At 46.4% G+C, this 22903-nt stretch carries 20 protein-coding genes; 14 read left to right on the forward strand and 6 right to left on the reverse strand.

Annotation, left to right across the window (positions count from 1 at the left end):
* Positions 1-119: 119 nt before the first annotated feature.
* On the reverse strand, positions 120-647 hold the full coding sequence (locus ACAY30_RS06170) for an outer membrane beta-barrel protein (protein WP_290251531.1): 528 nt from the start codon (positions 645-647) through the stop codon (positions 120-122).
* A 1093-nt stretch (positions 648-1740) separates the two neighbouring features.
* Between ACAY30_RS06170 and ACAY30_RS06175 the strand changes: the two genes are divergently transcribed.
* From ACAY30_RS06175 to ACAY30_RS06235, 13 genes are all read left to right on the forward strand, one after another.
* Positions 1741-2067, forward strand: coding sequence for an SH3 domain-containing protein (locus ACAY30_RS06175; RefSeq protein ID WP_290251532.1), 327 nt, complete (start codon positions 1741-1743; stop codon positions 2065-2067).
* Positions 2068-2230: 163 nt separating this feature from the next.
* Entirely contained in the window at positions 2231-2836 is a 606-nt protein-coding gene (locus ACAY30_RS06180; RefSeq protein ID WP_290251533.1) for a hypothetical protein, read from the forward strand.
* Between the two features lie 53 nt (positions 2837-2889).
* Positions 2890-3408, forward strand: coding sequence for a hypothetical protein (locus ACAY30_RS06185; protein ID WP_290251534.1), 519 nt, complete (start codon positions 2890-2892; stop codon positions 3406-3408).
* Between the two features lie 3 nt (positions 3409-3411).
* Complete coding sequence (locus tag ACAY30_RS06190) at positions 3412-5469, forward strand: hypothetical protein (protein ID WP_290251535.1); 2058 nt, start codon at positions 3412-3414, stop codon at positions 5467-5469.
* Positions 5469-8570: a tetratricopeptide repeat protein gene (locus ACAY30_RS06195; RefSeq protein ID WP_290251536.1), complete on the forward strand. Its 3102-nt coding sequence runs from the start codon at positions 5469-5471 to the stop codon at positions 8568-8570. The genes ACAY30_RS06190 and ACAY30_RS06195 overlap by 1 nt, the downstream gene beginning before the upstream one ends.
* Positions 8557-9288: a tetratricopeptide repeat protein gene (locus tag ACAY30_RS06200; RefSeq protein ID WP_290251537.1), complete on the forward strand. Its 732-nt coding sequence runs from the start codon at positions 8557-8559 to the stop codon at positions 9286-9288. Before ACAY30_RS06195 ends, ACAY30_RS06200 begins: the two co-directional genes overlap by 14 nt.
* A 10-nt stretch (positions 9289-9298) precedes the next feature.
* The gene (locus tag ACAY30_RS06205) at positions 9299-9766 is read left to right on the forward strand and encodes a hypothetical protein (protein ID WP_290251538.1); all 468 of its coding nucleotides are present in this window, start codon (positions 9299-9301) and stop codon (positions 9764-9766) included.
* Between the two features lie 239 nt (positions 9767-10005).
* A complete protein-coding gene (locus ACAY30_RS06210; RefSeq protein WP_290251539.1) occupies positions 10006-10656 on the forward strand; it encodes a MotA/TolQ/ExbB proton channel family protein in 651 nt (216 codons plus the stop codon).
* A 12-nt stretch (positions 10657-10668) separates the two neighbouring features.
* Positions 10669-11229 carry a biopolymer transporter ExbD gene (locus ACAY30_RS06215; RefSeq protein ID WP_290251540.1) on the forward strand — a complete coding sequence of 187 codons (561 nt, stop codon included), beginning with the start codon at positions 10669-10671 and terminating at the stop codon, positions 11227-11229.
* Positions 11226-11777 (forward strand): biopolymer transporter ExbD, encoded by a 552-nt coding sequence (locus tag ACAY30_RS06220; RefSeq protein WP_290251541.1) that lies wholly within the window; start codon positions 11226-11228, stop codon positions 11775-11777. Before ACAY30_RS06215 ends, ACAY30_RS06220 begins: the two co-directional genes overlap by 4 nt.
* 3 nt (positions 11778-11780) lie before the next feature.
* A complete protein-coding gene (locus ACAY30_RS06225) occupies positions 11781-12728 on the forward strand; it encodes an AgmX/PglI C-terminal domain-containing protein (protein ID WP_290251542.1) in 948 nt (315 codons plus the stop codon).
* Between the two features lie 243 nt (positions 12729-12971).
* The gene (tviB, locus tag ACAY30_RS06230) at positions 12972-14246 is read left to right on the forward strand and encodes a Vi polysaccharide biosynthesis UDP-N-acetylglucosamine C-6 dehydrogenase TviB (RefSeq protein ID WP_290251543.1); all 1275 of its coding nucleotides are present in this window, start codon (positions 12972-12974) and stop codon (positions 14244-14246) included.
* 37 nt (positions 14247-14283) lie between these two features.
* Entirely contained in the window at positions 14284-15315 is a 1032-nt protein-coding gene (locus tag ACAY30_RS06235) for an SDR family oxidoreductase (protein WP_290251544.1), read from the forward strand.
* A 93-nt stretch (positions 15316-15408) separates the two neighbouring features.
* Here the strand turns inward: ACAY30_RS06235 and nrdA are convergent, their stop codons facing one another.
* From nrdA to ACAY30_RS06255, 4 genes are all read right to left on the reverse strand, one after another.
* On the reverse strand, positions 15409-17679 hold the full coding sequence (gene nrdA, locus ACAY30_RS06240) for a class 1a ribonucleoside-diphosphate reductase subunit alpha (RefSeq protein ID WP_290251545.1): 2271 nt from the start codon (positions 17677-17679) through the stop codon (positions 15409-15411).
* A gap of 477 nt (positions 17680-18156) precedes the next feature.
* Positions 18157-18816, reverse strand: coding sequence for an HAD family hydrolase (locus ACAY30_RS06245; RefSeq protein ID WP_290251546.1), 660 nt, complete (start codon positions 18814-18816; stop codon positions 18157-18159).
* Positions 18817-18867: 51 nt separating this feature from the next.
* Positions 18868-19581 (reverse strand): bifunctional 2-polyprenyl-6-hydroxyphenol methylase/3-demethylubiquinol 3-O-methyltransferase UbiG, encoded by a 714-nt coding sequence (gene ubiG, locus ACAY30_RS06250; RefSeq protein WP_290251547.1) that lies wholly within the window; start codon positions 19579-19581, stop codon positions 18868-18870.
* Between the two features lie 258 nt (positions 19582-19839).
* Positions 19840-20841, reverse strand: a complete 1002-nt coding sequence (locus ACAY30_RS06255; RefSeq protein ID WP_290251548.1) for an NAD(P)-dependent alcohol dehydrogenase — start codon at positions 20839-20841, stop codon at positions 19840-19842.
* A 469-nt stretch (positions 20842-21310) separates the two neighbouring features.
* On the opposite strand from ACAY30_RS06255, the gene ACAY30_RS06260 reads away from it, so the two are divergent.
* Positions 21311-21745: a DUF3293 domain-containing protein gene (locus ACAY30_RS06260; protein ID WP_290251549.1), complete on the forward strand. Its 435-nt coding sequence runs from the start codon at positions 21311-21313 to the stop codon at positions 21743-21745.
* Positions 21746-21950: 205 nt separating this feature from the next.
* Here ACAY30_RS06260 and ACAY30_RS06265 read toward each other — a convergent pair whose 3' ends face one another.
* Complete coding sequence (locus ACAY30_RS06265) at positions 21951-22880, reverse strand: histone deacetylase (protein WP_290251550.1); 930 nt, start codon at positions 22878-22880, stop codon at positions 21951-21953.
* Positions 22881-22903 lie beyond the last annotated feature (23 nt).

Here is a 22903-nt window from a genome sequence, read left to right on the forward strand (position 1 = left end):
GCGTCTAAGACTAATAAGACTAGTAAGATTAATTAGATTAAGTAAAGAAAAGGCCAGCACAATGCTGGCCTTTGTTGTTTGTTTATAAACTTAACGGCTAAGAGTCACTCAACGCACTGTTAAAAGCTGATCCGAAAACCACCAGAAATATTGCCGTAATTAATATCACTTTCAACGTAGGCCATGGCTTCTAATGTCCAACGTGCTTTGTTGTTCACCACATACTCAAGACCGCCACCAAGGCTTGGACCACTTTCATTGTATTCGTCTACATTTTCGCCGCGGATCCAATTAATATCGACATCGCTCACCCCCGCAACACCAAAAATGTTGAGTTTGCGATTTATGGGATAGCTGTAGGTAACGTACAAACCAGTGAGCTGGTCCAGTTCGCGATCGCCGTTGCCAATATCGTCTTCATTCCAACTTTGTCCCAATCGAACTTCAAAACCAAGGTGGTTGGTATGGTTGTAACCCAAGCGGCCGGTATAAGCACTGATATTAAAATCATTAAACGATTCGCTGTTGTGAATACCTTGTCCCACCTGTAAACCAAAATAGAAGCTGTCGTGTTGCTGCGCCGGCGCATAAATGTCTTGCTGATCATCCCATGCCATCGCCTTTGGTGATATCAGACTGAGGCTCATAACAACGCCAAGACAAGCGATTAAGCGTCGGGAAATAGAAACGGGAGTGAAAAGCGTATTCATATTCGTACCTACCAAGTTGTTATTAAGCGAGTTGTTGTTATAGCGAACTGTTGTTATCGCGATGTACTGTTTGCTTTTGTTGTTAATCTGTTTTTGCCACTGTGTATGTCGTCTTTACCAGTCGCTTTAATGACTAGGCCTTAGCTATCTGCCTATTAAGCTAGCCTCTTAAGCCAGCCTCTTAAGCCAGCCTCTTAAGTGATCGATTTTACAGATCTAGGTTTTGATTACCTAAGATCATACGCCCAATGCGTGGTTATGGCTCAAACTACCCGGCTTTGCTATATCAATTGCTGTTGCCTAAACACTACTTAAAACCGTATTAACGTTCATAAATTAAGCATAGCATCGGTTATCGGTTAGGCAATCTAACGGCATGAATTTTTTGATTATTTTTTGCTAAATTGGGGCAAGCCCCGCCGTCAAAGGCCTGGCGTAAAACAATCAAAAATAAGCAGAACCCCATATTGTTACAGCGCAGGGTAAAACGGGTACGCAAAGTGTTAGGGCAGGGGCTGTAACACATTGTTTTTGTTGTTCACAATACCTTTGCTGCTTTTAGTAAAAGGCAGTCATGAGAGCTCGTTATGAGGCTGAACAAAAATGAATGTAATGCAATCGCTAGGCTGCACTATTAATAGCAGAGCGTTTGCAAATCTTTTGTTGGTCTTTTGCAAGTCTATTTAAGTCTTTGATAAGCGATGTCGGACTTTTCTCACACTTGCGTTAAATAAGCTAACCAGCGAAGCTGATACATTTTCTCAAACAACCACTTACGGCTTGTTGCACTTAGATAAATCACCGTGTAATGATGGATTTTTAGACAAATATTCGTTTTTTTAACTGTATTCGTTATAAGAGTCTTTTTTATTGAAATAAATTTTGTTAGATTCGTAAGAAGTAAAAATATAGCTAATGTATTGTGAATGAATCGTTGGTTGTAAATTCATCAGTTTTCGTTGCTTTTATTATCACTTTTTCGGTAATAGCAGTGAGCGAATACGTTATTAGGATGTTAAGGCAAAAAAGCATGCAATTTCTTAAATCGGTTGTTTTGGCGTGTCTATGCGCGGTGTCAGTAACTGCGCTTGCCAGTCAAGAAGTGCAAGTGGATGCACCGTTTATTGATATGCACTCAGGTCCCAGTGGCGATTTTCCAGTGTTTTACATTGCCGAGCAAGGCGAGTGGATCAAGGTGATTGATCGCAAGCACGGTTACTTTAAAGTGGTTACCGAAGACGGCACCGAAGGGTGGATGGCAGAAATGCATCTAAATCAAACCCGCAACAAACAAGGGCAACCGATCAAAGTCGCGCCCTCAGGTATTAAGGGGCTAATGGCTAAGTTTAATGACTGAGTTTAACGATTAAGTTTAACGACTAACGTAAAGACTAAATGTAGCGACTAATTTAGTGATTAACCCGTATAACTGTAACAAATAGATAACAAGAATAACGAGTTGTGGTTTACCGCAACCCAACGGATAGATAATAAGACCAGTCGGTCATCAGGAGCATAACGTGGTAACTGTAAAATCGAGCGTAAGCACTCTTTTTACCCTTCTAGCGCTAACCGGCGTAGCCAATGCAGAGCAAACCTCTTCACCATCAAATTCAAATGATATTGTTGAGCCGGTGTTACAACGCCAAGCAGCAACACTGGATATGCATTCAAGAGATTGGGAAATTGGTGTGTTTGGCGGCCTGGCCACCATTGACAGCGATGGGGTATCTGCCCCTTCAACCACGCATGCGGCAATAGGTGTGCGGGGTGCGTATCACTTTACTGATAACATTTTTATTGAAGGCTCTTACTCAGTGACTGGTCATAGCCAACAAGTCACATTCATCAACGGCGTATTGGGTTACAACTTTCATCAAGACACCTTCATCACCCGTGATTACGGCATGAAAACCTCGCTGTTTTTTGTTGCCGGTGCGGGCTTAACCGATTATGAAAACTACGTTGAAAATAAAACCTTGGTTGGCGGTGCAGGCTATCGCGTTGTGTTAAACGATGCGTTTTCGGTGCGAATTGATTTACGCGGCCATCTGCACAAGCAACACGGTGGCGGCGATTTTTCAATAAGCCCTGAAGCCACCTTAGGTCTGGCATTTTCGTTTTAAATGAAAAATGCGAGTTGTGTTAGCCTAAAACGTTATGCGAGTAAGGTAGTCTCATGAGAAATAAAATAAAAACCCTAACCACAAGCGCGACCTTATTGTTTAGCGTCTCTGTGCCATTTGTTGCCTCTGCTCAGTCAACTGATGCCCAATTACAGCGCTTTAAAACCGAGTTAGTTGAATTAGCCGCCGATGTTAAAGCGCTCGAAGAAGCGATGTTGCACCCCGACGCCGACCAAGTGGCGGTGTATTTATCCGTTGATGCCGGCGACTTGTTTCAAGTGACCGCAGTGACCTTGCTCATTGATGGCCAGCGCGTACACCGCGTTCATTACACTACTGAACAAAGCAATGCCTTACATCGAGGTGGTGTGGATCGCGTGTTTATTGGTGATGTTGGTGTGGGCGAACACAACGTCGTAGCTTACATCAGCGGCATTGATAAGCGCGGCAATAAAACCAAACGCGGTTTAACCACCGATTTTGTCAAATCCGCCGATGCGAATGCCATTGAGCTTCGCATTGATGCAGATACCTCGTTTGAACGCGTTATTTTGTCGGCCACTGAGTTGTAGTTTATGACCAAAGTATTGTTCTTATCATCGCTTGATTCAGCTCGCAGCAAAGCGTTGCCGCAGAATACGAGACAACAACGTGTCCGTCTGGCCGTTGCCATGGCAATTGGCGCCAGCGCTCTGGTTGCCTCTAGTCTATCGGCGTCGGTAAATGCTACTCAGCAACCCGTGCAAGCAAACAGTGAAACCAGTCAGCAAGCCAAGCAGCGTATCGCCCAAGGCCAAGTGATGTTTCACTACTACAGCCAAGATTACTTTACCGCATTAACCCAATTGGCACTTAATAGCCAACGCGGATTGCTAGATGACCATGGCCAAGATCAATTAGTGCGCGCCGGTCTTGAATTTGACTACGACATGAATACTGGCTCGGCACAGGCGTTTAATGCGTTTGAACAAAATGATCCCGAAGCGCTAAGCGATGAGCATCGCGATTACGTGTATTATCGCTTTGCCCAAGGCTTTTATAAAAAAGGCCAATTTGATGACGCACGTCGCGCCTTAAACAAGGTGGGCGATAACTTAGCGACCGATTACCTAGACGGTTACTATTTTCTAAACGCTCAGTTGTCGTTAAAAGAAGGGCGTATGCTTGACGCCGAAGCGATGAAAAACAACATCAGCGCCGATTCCATTTTTCACCGTTACTTAGCATTTAATACGGCGATGGCTTATTTAGCGCAAAGCCAAGGTTTGAGTAACGCGGCAAACCAAGCGCGTATTATCGACTCGTTGCAGTCGGTGGTCGATTTAACCCCGGTTGAGGTTAGCGATAACGACGCTGAGGTTTTGGTTGATGTAAACATCACTGATGAGTTAGAAGCCATTGTCGATCGCGCCTACGTGGCGCTTGGTTTTGTTCACTTAGAGCTTAATGATAACCCAGCAGCACTGGCGGCGTTTGAGCAAGTGTCACAGCGTGGTATGGATAGCGAGTCGGCAATGTTAGGCTATGGTTGGGCCAAAGCCAACAACGACGATTACGACGGCGCGGTGTTAATGTGGCAGCAATTGGCCACGAGCAGCAGTCAATCGGTATTTGCCCATGAAGCGCGCTTAGCGCTTGGTTTTGCCTTTGAGCAAATGAGTGATAAAGAGCAAGCGTTTGCAGCCTATCAACTTGCCTCGCGTCGCTTTATTTTGCAAAAAAATGCCGTCGACAGTGAGCTAGCCAGCTTAACCGATAACCCAAAAGGCTACGTGCTGTCGCTGTTAGCGATGCCGTCAGAGCAAAGTGCGTTAGGCCAACGCGGCGAGCAAATTAGCGTGTCATTGCCGGCCGTATACGACGATGTCTCGGCGATCGCCGGTAACGAGTTTCAGCAATCGGTACAAGACTTAAACAGCTTGCGAGCGGCCATGAGCGCCTTAACCGACTGGAAAACACAACTGTCATCAGTGGCCCAAAGCCAGTATCAATTCAGCGACGCCAATGCCAAGGTTCTCTCGCAAAGCGAAGAGACCGCGTTGCGAGCGGCCCAGCTTAATACGCTTCAATCGCGTTATCAGCAAAGCGAAACAACCATGGACGCATTGGCCTCGCGTTACGCCGGTAAGTTATTTCAACGCGACCCGGTTGTCGGGAAAAAACCCGAATTACAACGCGCCTATGCTGACTATCAACGCCTTCGCAATGCGCTAGATGCCTCGGCCGACAGCGCGCAAAAAGACCAACTGCAAGCCCAACTTAATCGCATTGGCGGCGCACTGCTATGGCAAATCGGCGATTATTACTTAGACGAACAAGGGCGCTTAGCCAAAGAGCTACTCGCCAACGATTTATCGCGTTTTGAGCAAGCCAAAGCGTTATCTATCCATCCGATCAGCACAGCCTATGCGCGCATCAATGCCAAACTCGATGCGGCCAAAGCCATTGAAGGTGCGCTGGTCGATGCATTACAAACAACGTTGATGGCCAGCCTTAAAGGTCAACAGCAGGCCTTAACGGTATACCTTGAACAGGCCAAAGTTGCCCAAATGCGCATGACCGATGAAGTCTTTATTCGTGGACAACAAATGAATGAATCCGTTACCGATGTACCAAACGGGGAGGGCGAATAATGCATAAGACATTGATTGCACTGTCTGTTTCCAGTGTACTGTTATCCGGTTGTATGATGTTTGAATCAGAGCAAGCACAAACCAGTGATCGCACCCGCAGTGCGACCTTGGCCGAGCTTGATTTACAACCATCGCCGCTTGTAAAAGTGGCGCTGCCCAAATTGACTTTGGATGAGTTAAGCCTCGCGTATAAAAAAACACTGCCGTATGTAGTCAATGACGACATTAAATCGCAAATTCACCAACGCGTTACCGTTCTTGAAATGATGCAAGCTGAGCAAGCGCAGGAGCGCGGCGACGACGTTCCAGGTGGACGTTATTACCAACAAGCGATTGAGTCACTGCGCGAGTTTATTGCCGATAATCCAGAGTTACCAGGTAATCAGCATTTGCTCTATCAATTGGCCAAAGCCCATGACTTACAGGGTGAGCAAGAGCAAAGCTTGGTCGCTTTAGACCGATTAATCACCGAATACCCCGATAACGAATACTTGCTTGAAGCGCAGTTTCGCCGCGCCGAAATTCGCTTTTCTCAACAAGATTATCTGGGGGCGTTGAGCGATTACGATCAGGTAGTCAACCAAAACCTGGTGACCATTGATAACAACCCGTACTACTCTATTTCCTTGTACATGATGGGCTGGAGTTACTTTAAGCTCGAACAAAATCAACAAGCTCTGACCGCGTTTTCACAAATCATTGACGACGTTATGCCGTACAAGGTGATGAGTCAGGTAAGCTCGTTGGATGAATTTTTAGAGCTGATTGACAAGCGCGACAGGCAGCTGAGCGAAGAAACCTTTGCGGTGATGACACTAATTTTCTCTGCCCAAGGGCCAGAGGGCGTCGCGTCGCATTATGTCCGAATTGGTGAGCGTCCGTACCACTACCTCAATTACGACTTACTCGCCCAGCATTACGTTAGCAAACAGCGCTATTCCGATGCCGTTGGCGTATACGATTTCTTTATTGAGCGCGAGCCATATCATCACGCCAGCGTGTTGTACTCGATCAACAAAATGGACATTTATCGTCGCGGTCAATTTCCTGCCGAGTTAACCGAAGAAAAACAAAAGTTTGTTGATACCTATCAATTTGTCGGTCCGTATTGGGACCAAGTAGACGGTGATGCCAAAGCAAAAACTCAAGCCGAAGTAACGCCGGTGTTGCTCGATATTTTACAAGAGTTTTCACAAAACGCGCATGCCAATGCACAGCAGCAAAATCGCGAGCTCGCGAGTAACAACAGTGAACAGCAACGCCGTGTAGTGCAACAAGCGTATCGCGAAACGGTGACCTGGTACGAAGCGTTTTTGGCCAACTTCCCCGACATTGAAGGTGGTATTACCGTTAGCTTTTATCTGGCAGAAAGCTTTTACGAAATGGGCGATTACCAAAAGGCTGCCGAGTTATATCGCTACGTCGCGTATTCGCCTGAAGCCAAGGCACACACCAGTGCAGTGGCAGAATACAAACGCCAACAAACCGCACAACAAGCTGACAGTGACAGACAAGAGCGCGAAAGCCAAGAAGGTGATAGCCAAGATGGCGTTAACCAGCAAAGCATCGAACAACGCGTTCAGCAAGCGCTGCTCGGACAAGATTACGCCAATGAAGCCGGTTATGCGCTTATTTTGGCCTACGATCAGTTAATTGACCAGTCGGCATCCGCACAAGTCAAAGCGCGTTTGATTGAAGAACAACAAGACGTGAAAGCGCAGTTTATTGCCCTGTATCGCGACGATCCGCGCGCCGGTGACGTACAGCGCGATTTGTTCCAGCAATATTTTGAATTAGGCGATACCGAAAATGCGATGATGGTGGCACAACAGGCGCTAGAGGACAACTCAGATTTACCTCTTGAGCAGCGTTTGTCGGCGTTATTGGTTATTGGTCATAGTCAATTTGCTGAGCAGCAATATGTCGATGCCGAGCAAACCTATAGCCAACTTTTGGATGTGATGCCGGCCAGCGATAACCGTCGAGCCGATATGATTGACCGTTTAGCCGCCAGTATTTATCGTCAAGGTGAGCAGGTGGCACAAAGCGATGCTCAAAACCGCGGTCAAAACCGTGATTTAGAACAAGCCATTGCTCACTTTAAACGAGTGATCGAGCGCACGCCAAATTCCAAAGTGCGCATCAATGCGCAATACGATTTGGCCACCTATTTACTTGAGCTTAAGCGCTATAACGAAGCCATTGATTTTATGGCTGACTTTAAAGAGCGCTACCCTGAGCACAAGTTGAGCGATACGTTGAATGTTAAGCTGGCTTACGCTTATCAAGAAACCGAACAATGGGCCGACTCTGCCGCCTACATGAAAATGGGCTGGGCAGAAAAACCGACGGCGCAAGAAACGCGTCAGATGTTGTGGTTAGCGGCCGAAAACTACATGAAAGCCGGTGATAAGTACCAAGCGATGCGCGCTTATCGCACTTATGCGCACACCTACTCAGAGCCGTTTTCAACCTATATGGAAGCGATGCACATTATGAGTGAGTTTTACCGCCCAGGCAGTGAATACCAACTCAATAGCGAAGGCGATCGATTAAAGCGCAACTTCTGGTTGGATAAAATCATCAATGCCGATAAGTACGCTGGTGACAAGCGCACCGCACGCTCTCGCTATTTAGCCGCATCGGCCAGTTTGCACTTTGCCGACGTGTTGATGGGTAAGTTCCGTCGCAGTAAATTGACTTTGCCATTGCAGCAGTCATTAGCGAAAAAGCGCGATTTATTGGATAAGACATTGGCCGCGTATAACAACACGGCAAGCTATCAAGTTGCAGAGTTTACCACGCAAGCCAACTATCGCATTGGCGAGATCTACAGTGTCTTAGCGCAAGACTTAATGGATTCAGAGCGTCCGGCTAATCTCGACGAATTGGCGCTGGAGCAATACGACATTTTGTTGGAAGAGCAAGCGTTTCCATTTGAAGACAAGGCGATTGAAATTCACGAAACCAACGCCAAACGCAGTGTTGATGGTATTTACGATGACTGGGTGAAAAAGAGTTTTGACGATTTGGCCAAACTGCTCCCAGCGCGTTACAACAAACAAGAACAACTTGTTGAGGTGATTAATGACTTATATTAATCCTACAAACGATACTCGGCTGTCAACGTTGGCGCAATCGACGTCGGCTAAGGGCATCGCCATGGCGTCATTGCTGACATTGCTAAGCGCCTGTTCGACGCTGCCAGAAACATCTGACTCGGCGAGTGATGCGTCGGCTTTGAACAAAAACAACGGCCGAACTGAGCAAGCGATTGCCAACAGCGAAAGCGAATACGACCGGTTAATGCGTTTACCCAATGCCTATAAAGACAACGCCATCGCGGTGTCTGAGGAAACTAAAGCGCAAGTTAACGCTGCATTAGCATTGCAGCAAACCGACGTTAGCCAAGCCAAAGCGGCGCTTGAAGCCATCGTTGCCGCCACGCCGCAGCTATCGGGCGTGTGGGTGATACTTGGCGATATGGCCAGAAACAACGGTGAACACAATGAGGCGCGCAATTACTACCAGCGCGCGGTTCAAGCCAATAACAATAACTACCACGCCCACAATCGCTTGGGGTTAATGCAGCGAGAAGCGGGTGAGTTTGAGGCGGCAAAAGCATCGTACCAGGCCGCGTTAGAAGCGTGGGGCGGATTTGCCAATGCCCATTTAAATCTGGGTATCTTACTTGATATGTACATGGGACAGCGCTTAGAGGCGTTATCGCATTACCAAACCTATCAAGTGTTAACCAAAGAACAAGACAACAAGGTAAAACGCTGGATCGCCGATATTTCGATGCAGCTTAAACAATAGGGAAACAGCCATGCCACGATCAACTATCAAAACGCGTATCGTTGCCAATGACACGGCAAGCACTCGCCCGTTGTTATCGCTGTCACAAACCTTAGTGTTTGTCAGCGCCGTTACCTTGAGCGGTTTTGTTGGTGCCACACCAATGTTATTCGAGCAGGAAACGCCACAACTAGCGCCCGCGCAAGCCAGTGCCGATCCGGTTGTTCAAAGCCAAGAGCAACAAAGTAGCGATGACGATGATATTGCTGAGACGACACCAACAAAAAAACGAGGTCGCACGGTGATCACCTTAGAATCGACGTTTGTCGGTGATAAAGAGCAACCGAAAGTGACGTCGATTGTGCCTTGGCAAAAAGCCGAGCAAATGGCTGTCAATTCCGAGGCCATGAGTCAACGGGTGAAAATGACGTTTCAACCGCTGGAGGTTGACAGCCTGAAGCGGGAAATGACGTATCACGCGCAAAAGCAACAACAATAACCGATGCATCAGTAGCAGCGGGGTAGCACAAAGCGAATGTAATCTAACCGAACAGTGGATTGCTCACAGAGTGAACAAACGCGCCGGTGAACACATTTAACGCTATTATCCGGTGAACAAATACTGATAACATCAACAGACAACCTCGTGTGTTGAGTTCCAACCACGATAACAGAAGTACTTGTAATTTAAATTCGCAACGCTATGCGCTGCATAATAATAACTAAAGGTGAGAACCCATGTTTGATACTATTATTCGTTTTTTCCAAGAAGGTGGATCCTTCATGTTTCCTATTGCTGTGGTGTTGGCCATTGGTTTAGCGATCGCTCTTGAACGCGCCATTTACCTAATGCGTATGTCTAAGCAAAACGGCGACACCATGAAACGCATTGCGCCATTACTACAAAACTTAGACTTTGATGGCATTGAGCGCGTCGCAGACGAGTCAGCGATCAGCAATATTTTTAAAGCGGGTATCACGCGCATGAAGCAAACTCCGCGCCGTGAAGAAATTGAATACGCAATGGAAGAGGGTGTAATGGAAGCGTTACCGCGTCTTGAAAAACGCACGCCATACCTTGCAACCCTAGCTAACATTGCCACCTTATTAGGTCTATTGGGTACCATCATTGGTTTGATCGCTGCGTTCTCTGCGGTTGCCAGCGCTGACCCATCACAAAAAGCATCATTGCTATCTGATTCGATTTCAGTTGCGATGAACACCACGGCGTTTGGTTTGATTTCGGCCATCCCATTGTTGTTGTGTCACTCAGTGTTACAAACTAAGACCACCGAGATTGTTGATAACCTAGAAATGGCCGGTGTTAAGTTTTTAAACATCATCAGCAAAAACAACTCAGTGACAAGTAAATCACGCGCGACTGACTAATACGGGGTTGCTATGTTAAGAAAAACCCGAATCAAGCGTCAGGATGCCGAACTCGACATCACCTCATTTATGAACTTGATGATCGTCTTGGTACCGGTGCTTTTGATGATGATGGTATTTTCACACATTACCGTTTTAGATCTTAAGTTACCGGAACTCACGGATCCGACCGCACAAAGTGAAAATCAAGAAGAAAACGAAGATAACACGCTTGAGTTGATGGTCCGCGATGACCAAATTGAAGTGTATTATCCAAAAACGTACTTATTGAAAACCATACCGAATACCAACGACGATTATGATTATGATACGTTGGTGGCGGTATTAAAACAGGTTAAGCAGCTGTTAAGTGAACGCGGAATCGACAAAAAGGACATCAGCATTTTGCTCGAGCCTCAAATTGATTATCAAACCATTGTCACGTTAATGGATAAATCGCGATCGTATAAAGCGGTGGTTGTCGCTTCGGTTGTTGACGCTGAACTGTTTCCTGAAATTAGTTTAGGCGATGCTCTGCAAGTGAGTAACCCTGAATTAGTGGGTGCGGTAAGTGCAGAAGGAGGTAGCAAGTGAAGCAGTCTGTAAGAGCCAAACGCATGGCTCGCCACCATCAGCGCTTGTCGAAAACGTCGAAGTTATCGCTGGTTTCGTTGATGGATATTTTTACCATCTTGGTATTCTTCCTTATGGTGAATGCCTCAGATGTTCAAGTACTGCAGAACTCAAAAGAAATTGAGTTGCCTAAGTCGGTGTCTAAAAAAGCCGCTGAGGAAAACTTGATCATTACGGTAAATGCCAACAGCGTGCTTATACAAGGGCGTAAAGTGGCGAGCATTGATCAGCTGAAAGACTCTGAGGCAATTTTGATTGACGACTTGCTCAAGGAACTTGAGTATCAACGCAATCGACGCGCCGATCTGACGGAAGAAGAGTTGGCCAACGGCTTAGCAATCAATATTATGGCGGACAAATCGGTGCCGTACAGTTTGTTAAAGAAAATTATGCAAACGTCTGCGAATGCCGGTTACACCAATATTTCGCTTGCCGTTGAACAAACCTATGGCGTGTCAGAGAAGGAACTTCTCAGTGCAGCCGAAAACGGTCAACAGGCGGAGGGTTAAGCCATGGTGCAAAAACTGTCGTTAAGCCAACTGCCAACGTGGAAGAAACACGAAGATAATCGCGTATTCAACCTGTTGTTGTTGGTGAGTTTGGTTGTCACTGTGCTATTTACGATTGTGGTCAAAGTGGTTGATTTACCTGAGCGTACGCGTGAAGAAATCGAGCGAATTCCACCTCAGTTGGTGAAGATCCAAGAGCAAAAGGTTGAAGTTGAGCCTGAGCCAGAACCCGAGCCGGAGCCCGAAGCAGAGCCTGAGCCAGAGGAAGTTGCTGAAGCCGAACCTGAACCAGAGCCAGAGCCTCAGCCAGAGGTAACGCCAGAGCCACAAACTGCGCGTGAACAAGCGCAAAACAGTGGTTTGTTAGCCATGTCAGACGCGCTATCGCAAATGCGTGAAAGCGTTGACGTTAACAGCCTTGCTGATAATAACTTAGAGCAAGGTGGCGGCGAAGCCGAAGAAACAGAGCGCATGCTACTTGGTCGAACCGTGGCCGGTACGTCTGGCGGTGTTGCTGCCGGATCGCTAAGCTCAGATGTGGGCAGTGGCAATGGTCTTGAAGGTCGTAAGACAACCGAATTTACCGCCCGTGTTCCGACAACCGGTGGCGGCGGCGGAGCAGGTGATGCTGCTGCGTTAAGCGAGTCAGAAATGGCTTCCGGTAACCGTACCACGGAATCGATTCGCCAAACGTTTGACCGCAACAAAGGCGCGTTGTACTCAATTTATCGTCGTGCGCTGCGCGAAGATCCAAGCTTGCAGGGCAAGGTGACCATTAACTTGGTGATCACCCCACAAGGTCGAGTGCAAAATGTCAATATTGTCAGCAGTGACTTGGCTCATGAAGACTTCATCAAAAAGTTATTGGCGCGAATTCGCTTAATTAACTTTGGTGCCATGGACGTAAACGAAACCGAGTTAAACTACACCTTTAACTTCCTACCGTTTTAATCAGCGCCATTGATAACAAACCAAAATACCGAGCTTGCTCGGTATTTTTTTTGCCAACAATTTAATCGTTTTGCACTAGACTGTGCCAACCGTTGACCATTGCGCTCTGAGTAGTGCTGTGAATGGTTCTTTGAATCGACTAGGGCACCCTTGATTTAGCGCCAAAAAATGCCACTAATTGGCAGGGTAAAATTATTTTTTGCATCTATACTTTGATCAAAACAACAACACTTTGTATCGAGAATGGATATTAAAAAAATAAAAATCGCAGTCATTGGTCTTGGTTATGTCGGTTTGCCGCTAGCGGTGGAGTTTGGCAAAAAATACCCTACAGTTGGCTTTGATATTAAACAACAACGCATTGACGAGTTACGCGATGGCATCGACACCACACTCGAAGTCTCGTTTGACCAGTTCTCGCGTGCGCAGCGTTTGCGTTTTACCCACCTTGAAAGCGAGTTAAAAAGCTGTAATTTCTATATCGTCACCGTACCCACACCAATCAATCAACACAAGCAGCCCGATTTAACGCCGTTGATCAGTGCCAGTGAATTATTGGGCCGGGTGATAAGTAAGGGCGATGTGGTGGTGTTTGAGTCCACCGTTTATCCAGGTGCGACCGAAGACGATTGCGTACCGGTAATTGAACAGACCAGCGGTTTGGTTTTTAATAAAGACTTTTTTGCTGGCTATTCACCTGAGCGCATCAACCCCGGTGATAAAGAGCACTCGGTCACCAAAATTTTAAAAGTGACCTCTGGCTCAACCCCTGAGGCGGCCGAATACATAGACAGTGTTTATCGCAGTGTGATCACCGCCGGTACTCATAAAGCACCGTCAATTAAAGTCGCTGAAGCGGCCAAAGTGATAGAAAATACCCAGCGCGATGTCAATATTGCGCTGATCAACGAATTGGCGATCATTTTTAATAAACTCGGCATTGATACCCTTGATGTGCTAGAAGCAGCGGGCACCAAATGGAATTTTTTGCCATTTCGACCCGGCTTAGTCGGCGGACATTGCATTGGCGTTGATCCGTATTACTTAACGCAAAAGGCAGAAGATATTGGCTATCACCCGAAAATGATCTTAGCAGGGCGTCATTTAAATGACGATATGGGCCAGTATGTGGTGTCACAATTGGTGAAAAACATGATGAAACAGCACGCCCATGTCGAACACGCCAATGTGTTGGTGTTGGGTTTGACCTTTAAAGAAAATTGTCCCGATCTGCGCAACACCAAAGTGGTTGACATCGTCAACGAATTGAATGAATACAATATGCAAGTCGACGTGTTTGATCCGTGGTGTGACAAAGGCGAAGCAAAACAGTTATACGATATTGATTTAGTAGATAAGCCGAAAAACGAACACTACGACGCGATTATCTTAGCCGTGGCTCATCAACAATTTAAAGCGTTAACGCCAGCTGAAATTCGCCAGTGGGGCCGTCGAGGCCACTTTATTTACGACTTAAAATACATCCTGCCCAAAGAAGACGTTGATTTACGCTTGTAAGTCAATGTTTTGTCACGGTGCAGTGTAGGAGATGTACATGCTAACCTACTCGCAAGTATTACTAAACCTGCAACAACAGCCTAAGCGTTGGCTGATCACCGGTGTGGCAGGTTTTATCGGCTCTAATTTACTTGAGGTGTTACTCAAGCACAATCAGCAGGTGGTGGGGCTCGATAATTTTTCAACCGGCTATCGGCGCAATCTCGATAGTGTAAAACAGCAAGTATCCGAACAACAGTGGCAAAACTTTCATTTTATTCACGGCGACATCACCAACTTAGAGCGCTGTAAAGAAGCCACTTTTGACATTGATCACGTGCTTCACCAAGCCGCGCTTGGCTCGGTACCGCGCTCTATTGACGATCCTATTCGCACTAACCACAGCAATGTCACCGGCTTTTTAAACATGTTGGTGGCGAGTAAAGAATCCAAGGTCAAAAGTTTTACTTATGCGGCGTCAAGTTCAACCTATGGCGATCATCCAGCGCTGCCAAAAGTGGAAGAGAACATTGGTAAACCGCTGTCGCCGTACGCGGTGACCAAGTACGTCAACGAGTTGTATGCCGATGTGTTTGCCAGAGCCTATGATTTTCACAGCATTGGCTTGCGCTATTTTAATGTGTTTGGCAAACGCCAAGACCCCGATGGCGCTTATGCGGCGGTGATCCCTAAGTGGACCGCGCGGATGATTGATAACGAGGCGGTAGATATTTACGGCGATGGTGAAACATCGCGCGACTTTTGTTACATCGACAACGCCGTGCAAGCCAATATCTTAGCCGCGTTAGCGCCAAGCGAGGCCAAAAATGCGGTGTATAACGTGGCAGTAGGCGACAGAACCTCACTAAACCAGTTATTTGAGCTAATACGAGACAACCTACACGCATCAGGTGTGGATTATCAGTTAGCGCCAAACTACCAAGATTTTCGCCCGGGTGACGTCAGACATTCACAAGCGGATATTACCAAAGCTCAGCGGCTATTGGGCTATAGTCCAACCCACAGTGTGTCAAAAGGGCTGTGCGAGGCGATGCCCTGGTATGTCAAGCAGTTGGCATTGAGCGTATAAACAAAAAAAGAGGATCGACCGATCCTCTTTTTTTTAACGTTTGTTTACTTGGTTAGCGCGGTTAATTTAACCACGCGTCCTATAGCTCACCCGTTATATCTTACACGCGCCGCCTTCACAACCGTCGTCCATGTCGCCTTGGCTATCGTTCGCGCCATCGCGAGTGTTGTGATAATACATGGTTTTTACCCCAAGCTTGTAGGCCAACAGCATATCTTTGAGAATTTGCTTAACCGGTACTTTACCGCTTTCAAACTTACTCGGATCGTAGTTGGTGTTTGCCGAGATGGTTTGGTCGACGAACTTTTGCATTATCGCAACCAACTCTAGGTAACCTGTGTTATCAGGAATATTCCACAACAACTCATAGTTGCCTTTTAAGCGCTCGTATTCAGGTACCACTTGCTTAAGCACGCCGTCTTTTGACGCCTTAATTGAAATCAAACCGCGCGGTGGCTCAATACCATTGGTGGCATTTGAAATTTGCGACGATGTTTCCGATGGCATAAGCGCTGATAGAGTCGAGTTGCGCACGCCGTACTGCTTAATACTTTCGCGCAGATCTTCCCAATCAAGGTGTAGTGTTTCGCTACAGATGCTATCCACGTCTTTTTTATAGGTATCAATTGGTAAGATACCTTGTGCTAACTTGGTTTCATTGAACAGCGGACAAGCGCCTTGTTCTTTCGCCAAGTTGTTTGATGCTTTCAGCAAGTAGTACTGGATAGCTTCAAAGGTTCTGTGGGTTAAGTTGTTGGCACTGCCGTTTGAGTAAAATACACCGTTTTTAGCCAAGTAGTAAGCGTAGTTAATAACCCCTATACCTAGCGTTCTGCGGCCCATGGTTGCATTATACGCAGCAGGCACAGGATAATCTTGGTAATCGAGTAAGCTATCGAGTGCACGAACCGCTAAGTCAGCTAAGCTTTCTAACTCGTCTAACGAGTCGATTTTACCTAAGTTAAACGCCGATAGCGTACATAGCGCAATTTCGCCGTCAGGATCGTTGACGTCTTTTAATGGCTTAGTCGGTAGGGCAATTTCAAGACACAAGTTTGATTGACGAACCGGCGCCACTTTTTGGTCAAACGGGCTGTGAGTATTACAGTGATCGACGTTTTGTAAGTAGATGCGTCCGGTTGACGCGCGCTCTTGCGCAAACAAGGTAAATAACTCAATCGCTTTGATGCGCTTTTTACGGATGCTTGCATCGTTTTCGTATTTAACGTAAAGCTGTTCAAACAGCTCTTGGTCTTCAAAGAAGGCGTCGTACAAGCCCGGTACATCCGATGGGCTGAACAGGGTAATGTAATCACCCTTGATCAAACGCTGATACATGGTCTTGTTGAATTGCACACCGTAGTCTAGGTGACGTACGCGGTTTTCTTCAACACCACGGTTGTTTTTCAACACCAATAAATTTTCTACTTCAAGGTGCCATAGTGGGTAAAACAGCGTAGCCGCACCGCCGCGAACACCGCCTTGTGAACAGCTTTTTACTGCGGTTTGGAAGTGTTTGTAAAACGGGATACAACCGGTGTGGAATGCTTCACCATCGCGAATGGCGCTACCCAGTGCACGAATACGACCGGCATTGATACCGATACCAGCGCGCTGAGATACGTATTTTACAATCGCACTTGAGGTTGCATTGATCGAATCTAAGCTGTCGCCTGTTTCAATCAGAACACACGATGAAAATTGACGCGTCGGTGTACGCACACCGGCCATAATTGGCGTTGGCAACGATATTTTAAAGGTTGATATCGCGTCGTAAAATTCACGTACGTAACGCATACGCGTTTCTGCCGGGTACTTGGCAAATAAACAGGCTGAAACCAATACGTATAAAAACTGAGCACTTTCGTAGATCTCACCGCTGACTCGGTTTTGAACTAGGTATTTACCTTCTAATTGCTTAACCGCTGCATAGCTGAATGTCTTGTCGCGATCGTGATCGAGAAACGCATCCATTTGCTCAAATTCGGCTTCGCTGTAGTCTTCCAGTAAGTGCTTGTCGTACTTGCCCAGTTCTACCAAGCGCTTGACGTGTGCATACAACGCCGGAGGCTCGTATTGACCAAATGCTTTTTTGCGCAAGTGGAAAATCGCTAAGCGCGCAGCTAGGTATTGATAATCTGGTGCATCTTCTGAGATCAGATCAGCAGCTGATTTGATGATGGTCTCGTGAATATCTTCGGTTTTGATACCATCGTAAAATTGGATATGAGACTTAATTTCAACTTGAGATACCGATACTGAGTCTAAGCCTTCGGCTGCCCAGTCGATAACTTTGTGAATTTTTTCTAAATCGATCGGTTCTTTTTCGCCATTACGTTTCGTGACAAAAAGGGTGTTGTTCATGAATGACCTGTCTTTATAATTTTTATACATAGCTTTACTTTGTTTGAGCAAAGGGCAGTAATACGTGCTCTGCTTTCCCTGCGTTGTTATTGTTATTGTCTAGCGTTATCTGCCAGCGACACAGATAAACGCGGCCTGTATTTCCACCCCAACTGAACACTTTTGAATCAAAAGCTATGCACAAGATATGGGGTTTTTGTATGTTTCTAGTCACAAGATAATGAGGTTTCGCTCGCATTGCAAGCCCAATAAATGGTGGATAAATTGTGGAAAAAACACTTAACATTTATCGGTTAGTAACAACTTACATTGTGACCACTGACACAAGCGGAAATCGACAAAAAGCAAGATCTTTTTTTTGCCGAAAATTTTTTTATAGATCTTTTTACCTATTTTTTGATCTTTATATTCGAAAATTCAATAAAAAATATAAAATTCAATAAAAACAATGATTTATTAAATCGTATGATCTTTGTACTAATCACAATTCCGCAAAATATGTAAGGGATTTGAGATCGCGTGATCTGCTTGCCAACGAGTGAGATCTTCGCCGTGCTTGATGTAGCCCCATTTGGCGATCACCGTGGTCATATTAGCGCGTCTTCCGGCGACAATATCGCGCTCTGCATCGCCAAAATACCAAACCTTGTGGGATGGCACCCCTAGTGCGTTACTGGCGTGTTGCATTGGTGCAGGATCGGGCTTTCGGGTGGCTAGCGTATCGCCACTGACATTGATCACACTGTTGCCAAACTCACTAAACTCAGCCATCAAAGGGTCGGTTAAAAACGCCGGCTTGTTGGTAACGACCCCCCACGGCAAACCGCATTCTTCAATGGCGTTTATCAAGGGGACGATGCCGTCAAATGGACGGGTGTATACGGCGAGGTGTTGGCGATAGTAATCGAGAAATTGAAGTCGTAATTGCTCAACGTCAAAGCGAGAGAGCTGCTCGCCAAAACCGAGCTGTAACAAGGGAAGCACGCCGTCAGATGCAACCAAGCGATAGCGCTCAAAGGCCACTTGCTCAAAGCCGTGTTCACGGAGTATGGCGTTTAAACATTCACCCAAATCTCTGGCGGTGTCGAGTAGGGTACCATCTAAGTCAAAAAGTACCCCTTCGGCGTTAGTTAGCATCACGGGTTTCGGGCCTCCCAAGGCGAGAATAAATAACTGGTGAGCACGGTGTTAACCGGTGACTTTTTGGCACGCGATAATGTAATTTACGTCCAATCCATCACCTAGCTTGTGGTTTTCGCTTAGCGGGTTGTAATGAATACCCGTGGCATCAATACAATGCAGTTGATGTATTTCAGCCCAGCCAATAAGTTGACTTGGTCGGATGAATTTGTCCCAGTCATGGGTGCCATTGGGCACCAGCTTTAACAGTTTTTCAGCACCGACAATGGCAAACAAGTAGGATTTCACCGTTTTGTTTAAGGTTGAAAAGAACACATAGCCACCTGGCTTTACCAGATCGCTACACGCTTTGACTACCGATGCAGGGTCTGGCACGTGCTCGAGCATCTCCATACAGGTAACCACGTCAAACTGCTCAGCTGCGGCTTCGGCTTTGCGCTCAGCGGGAATTTTTTCATAGTTTACGCTGACACCGCTTTCCAGAGCGTGCAATTTTGCAACGTTGAGTGGCTCTTCACCCATATCAATACCGGTAACATTAGCGCCAAGGCGGGCTAGGCTTTCGGCAAGGATCCCGCCACCACAGCCGACATCGATAATATCGAGATCGTGTAATGAACCAACGTGTGAGGTAATAAAATTACGACGCAGTGGATTGATTTGATGAAGCGGTTTAAAGTCGCCTTCTAAATCCCACCATTGATGGGCGATGGCTTCGAATTTGGCAATTTCGTCGGGGTTTACGTTATCAGGTGTTGTCATAATACACATACAACTTGTAAAGAGTGTGTTGATTCTAGCGCAGTTAAACCTCGAATTTCAAAGAAAACTTGGTTTATTGGCTCGCCAGGGGCAGTTGCTTTTGGTTGTGTCAGCCCATGCATGGGTTAACCTCGAGTCAGAGATCAATAAAATAGCATGTGCCAGTGCCAGTGCCAGTGCCATTAGCACATGCTATTAGTGATTGTTGGTGCCTTTGCTACGCTGGATATGCACTCTCGGTGCAGCGTTGCCCTCACATTATCGCTCGAGTACCACACGATAACGCGCTTTACCGCTTCTAATGCGATCTAACGCGGTGTTGATGTCATCGAACTTGTACATTTCAACCAAAGGTTGAATGTTGTGTTGCTTGGCAAATTCGAGCATGTCAGTAATGGTTGCTGGTGCGCCAACGGGTGATGACGAAATACTGCGTTGTTGTGGCAATAACGAGAACACTTGTACTTCAATGGGTTCAAGAGGTGCGCCGACAAAATGCAAGCGGCCTTTGGCTTTTAAGGTGTTGATGTACAAGCCCCAATCAAGTGACACATTAACCGTTGATATCACGTAGTCAAATGTTCCGGCAGCGGCTTCAATTTCACTGGGGTTGCGTGAATTAATGGTATGTGTAGCGCCAAACTCAAGAGCTTCTTGACGTTTATCGTCAGAGCTCGTGAACGCGGTTACCTCACAGCCCCACGCATTGAGAAACTGCACCGCCATATGGCCTAAACCACCGATACCGATCACCGCCACCTTATCCAGTGGTTTGACCCCAAACTGTACCAATGGATTAAAAACGGTGATACCGCCACAAAACAAGGGACCGGCACTCTTGAGATCGACGCCGTCAGGGATGGCAATCACCGATGCCGCATTAGCAACGACTTTTTCGGCAAACCCGCCATCGCGACCGACGATAGTGCCCTCGGCACTTTGACACAAATTGTGATCACCTGAGTAACAGCTGTGGCAGGTGAGGCAGTAGTCGCTATGCCAACCGAGCCCAACGTGTTGACCAACAGAGAGGTGTTTAACGTGATCGCCAACCCGGCTGATTTTGCCAACGACCTCGTGACCGGCGACTAATGGGTATTGAGACATACCCCAAGCGTTATCGATCATACTGACATCGGAATGACAGATGCCACAGTACATAACGTCGATTTCTACATCGTGGTGGCCCAAATCAGGGCTGTCTTTTTCGACCAGTTCAAGGGCTGACGATACCGAAGGACATGAATAAGCTTTGTACATAGTGATTCCCTGCTGAAATACGGAGTTTGATGTAAAGTGTAGACTACCTTAGTAAACCTAGGGTCCGTTTAGCTTTACTTTACACTGTAGAGTAGGGATCAAAAAAAGCCCACGCATTCATGGCTGTGTATGGTGGGCAACGGTACTTTTAAGGGCATAAAATAATGTAATGCGAGGCAGATCATACGCCAGCTGAAGAAAAATTTCTGTAAACCAGACGTAAATCCCTGCAAGGTGTTGTTGCATTCATGTTACTGGTGCGGTGTTGATGCGGTGTTGGTGCGGTGTTGGTGCGGTGTTGGTGCGTTGTTGGTGCGTTGTTGGTGCGGTGTTGGTACGGTCTCGCTTGTTAATGATGATGTTTTGATGCAAAGGGCATCATCTGCAGCAAAAATCAGGTACACTGAAAGACAAGCATTTAAAGCGCGTTAGCTAACGCCTTATTAAACCGACTAAAAAGTGAATACATATGGACAATCAATTACTGAACGCCTACCTGCAAACCGACTACATCATTGATGATGAGATTGGCTTATGGGTGATGAATATTGGCCAAAAAGAGCCAACGTTGAGTCGGTATTTGCATCGCTTTGACCAGCCAACAGCGGCTTTCTTGACCGCGTACAACCCGATGAGCAAACGCCTAACAGAGGCTCAAAATGAGCAACGGCACAAGCAGTTAATCGCCAGTTTGAATAAACAAAATATGAAGTATTTAACCGGCTATGGCGCGGGTAAAGACGACAGCTGGCCGGCTGAGAAAAGCGTTTTCATCCTCAATATCACTAAGCAGCAAGCGGATCAACTGGCATTGGAGTTTGAACAAGCCGCTTACGTATGGGTTGATGAAGCGGCTAATGTGCGCTTAATTAGTCAACAACAGTACCACCAACAACTGGGTTAACGACCTTTGTTATCAGCGAGCGAAATCGCTATTTGCAAGACAAAAAAAAGCCCTGCAAGGTGCAGGGCAAAACATTTCATTTCAGAGAGGAAAACTATGAAGTTTACCTTAGCAATGATACGCCGTTAGCGAAAAATATCTGTTAATGAACGGTAAAGATAAGCAAGAGTTTGTTGTTGCTGTGTTGTTACTGTCATGTCAATGGTTAGCTTCGGTTGGTATGCTTGGTTAGCTGGTGGGCTGCCTTAAATAACTGCAAATGAACCTTTGTCAGAGCGCTAATGTCGCGCTGATAGCCACCACCAATAACAGCGGCCAGTGGAAGTTGACGTTCAAGAGCCGTTTTAAGCACCAAGTAATCCCGCTCATATATGCCGTTAGTGGTTATGTTAAAATGCCCGAGATCATCGTGTTGATGAATATCAACGCCAGCGTCGTAAATGATAGCGTCAACGTCATAGCAATTTAACGCGACAGTCAGTGCTTGCTCGACGGTTTGTAAATAGGCGTTGTCATTGGTTTGGCTTTGCAAAGCAAAATCGAGATCAGAGTGTTGCTTGCGATAGGGGAAATTTTTCTCGCAATGTAGGGACACGGTTACGATGTCTTCGTTGTTTTGTGCTAAGCAAGCCGTGCCATCGCCTTGATGTACATCACAGTCAAAAATCAGTACCCGATTGATGTGTTCATAGCTCAACATATGCTGCGCGGCGAGATACAAATCATTAATCATGCAAAAACCTGAGCCAAAGTCGGAAAATGCATGATGATATCCGCCACTTAGGTTGATAGCCATACCATGCTCGATGGCAAGTTCGCCGGTTAATCGAGTGCCTCCGCACGCTGTTAGGGTGCGCGTTATTAATTGCTCTGACCAAGGGAAGCCAATTCGACGCATTTGCTTGTCGGTTAAACGATTGTAGAGCAGCGCATCGATATACTGGCGATCATATAGTCTGTGCAGTTGGTCAATGTTTAGGGGCTCAGGTTGATAAAAGCGAGTTGCAAGCACGCCATGGTGAATCAAGCTATCGTACAGTGCTTGGTATTTATCAATTGGAAAGCGATGGCGAGGTGGCAAGTTCAATTGACTGTATATGGGGTGAAAAACCAGTGGTACGTTAAAGTCATGCATGGAGAATGGATTTATTTGGCGTT

Source organism: Thalassotalea ponticola, assembly GCF_041379045.1.
Taxonomy (GTDB): domain Bacteria; phylum Pseudomonadota; class Gammaproteobacteria; order Enterobacterales; family Alteromonadaceae; genus Thalassotalea_A; species Thalassotalea_A ponticola.

Coding starts and splice junctions, on each gene's coding strand:
- ACAY30_RS06185 (WP_290251534.1), top strand. CDS start 2,890: ATGAGAAATAAAATAAAAACCCTAACCACAAGCGCGACCTTATTGTTT.
- ACAY30_RS06200 (WP_290251537.1), top strand. CDS start 8,557: ATGACTTATATTAATCCTACAAACGATACTCGGCTGTCAACGTTGGCG.
- ACAY30_RS06235 (WP_290251544.1), top strand. CDS start 14,284: ATGCTAACCTACTCGCAAGTATTACTAAACCTGCAACAACAGCCTAAG.
- ACAY30_RS06265 (WP_290251550.1), bottom strand. CDS start 22,880: ATGCATGACTTTAACGTACCACTGGTTTTTCACCCCATATACAGTCAA.
- ACAY30_RS06245 (WP_290251546.1), bottom strand. CDS start 18,816: ATGCTAACTAACGCCGAAGGGGTACTTTTTGACTTAGATGGTACCCTA.
- tviB (WP_290251543.1), top strand. CDS start 12,972: ATGGATATTAAAAAAATAAAAATCGCAGTCATTGGTCTTGGTTATGTC.
- ACAY30_RS06255 (WP_290251548.1), bottom strand. CDS start 20,841: ATGTACAAAGCTTATTCATGTCCTTCGGTATCGTCAGCCCTTGAACTG.
- ACAY30_RS06225 (WP_290251542.1), top strand. CDS start 11,781: ATGGTGCAAAAACTGTCGTTAAGCCAACTGCCAACGTGGAAGAAACAC.
- ACAY30_RS06215 (WP_290251540.1), top strand. CDS start 10,669: ATGTTAAGAAAAACCCGAATCAAGCGTCAGGATGCCGAACTCGACATC.
- ACAY30_RS06170 (WP_290251531.1), bottom strand. CDS start 647: ATGAGCCTCAGTCTGATATCACCAAAGGCGATGGCATGGGATGATCAG.
- ACAY30_RS06260 (WP_290251549.1), top strand. CDS start 21,311: ATGGACAATCAATTACTGAACGCCTACCTGCAAACCGACTACATCATT.
- ACAY30_RS06205 (WP_290251538.1), top strand. CDS start 9,299: ATGCCACGATCAACTATCAAAACGCGTATCGTTGCCAATGACACGGCA.
- ACAY30_RS06210 (WP_290251539.1), top strand. CDS start 10,006: ATGTTTGATACTATTATTCGTTTTTTCCAAGAAGGTGGATCCTTCATG.
- nrdA (WP_290251545.1), bottom strand. CDS start 17,679: ATGAACAACACCCTTTTTGTCACGAAACGTAATGGCGAAAAAGAACCG.
- ACAY30_RS06195 (WP_290251536.1), top strand. CDS start 5,469: ATGCATAAGACATTGATTGCACTGTCTGTTTCCAGTGTACTGTTATCC.
- ACAY30_RS06190 (WP_290251535.1), top strand. CDS start 3,412: ATGACCAAAGTATTGTTCTTATCATCGCTTGATTCAGCTCGCAGCAAA.
- ACAY30_RS06175 (WP_290251532.1), top strand. CDS start 1,741: ATGCAATTTCTTAAATCGGTTGTTTTGGCGTGTCTATGCGCGGTGTCA.
- ubiG (WP_290251547.1), bottom strand. CDS start 19,581: ATGACAACACCTGATAACGTAAACCCCGACGAAATTGCCAAATTCGAA.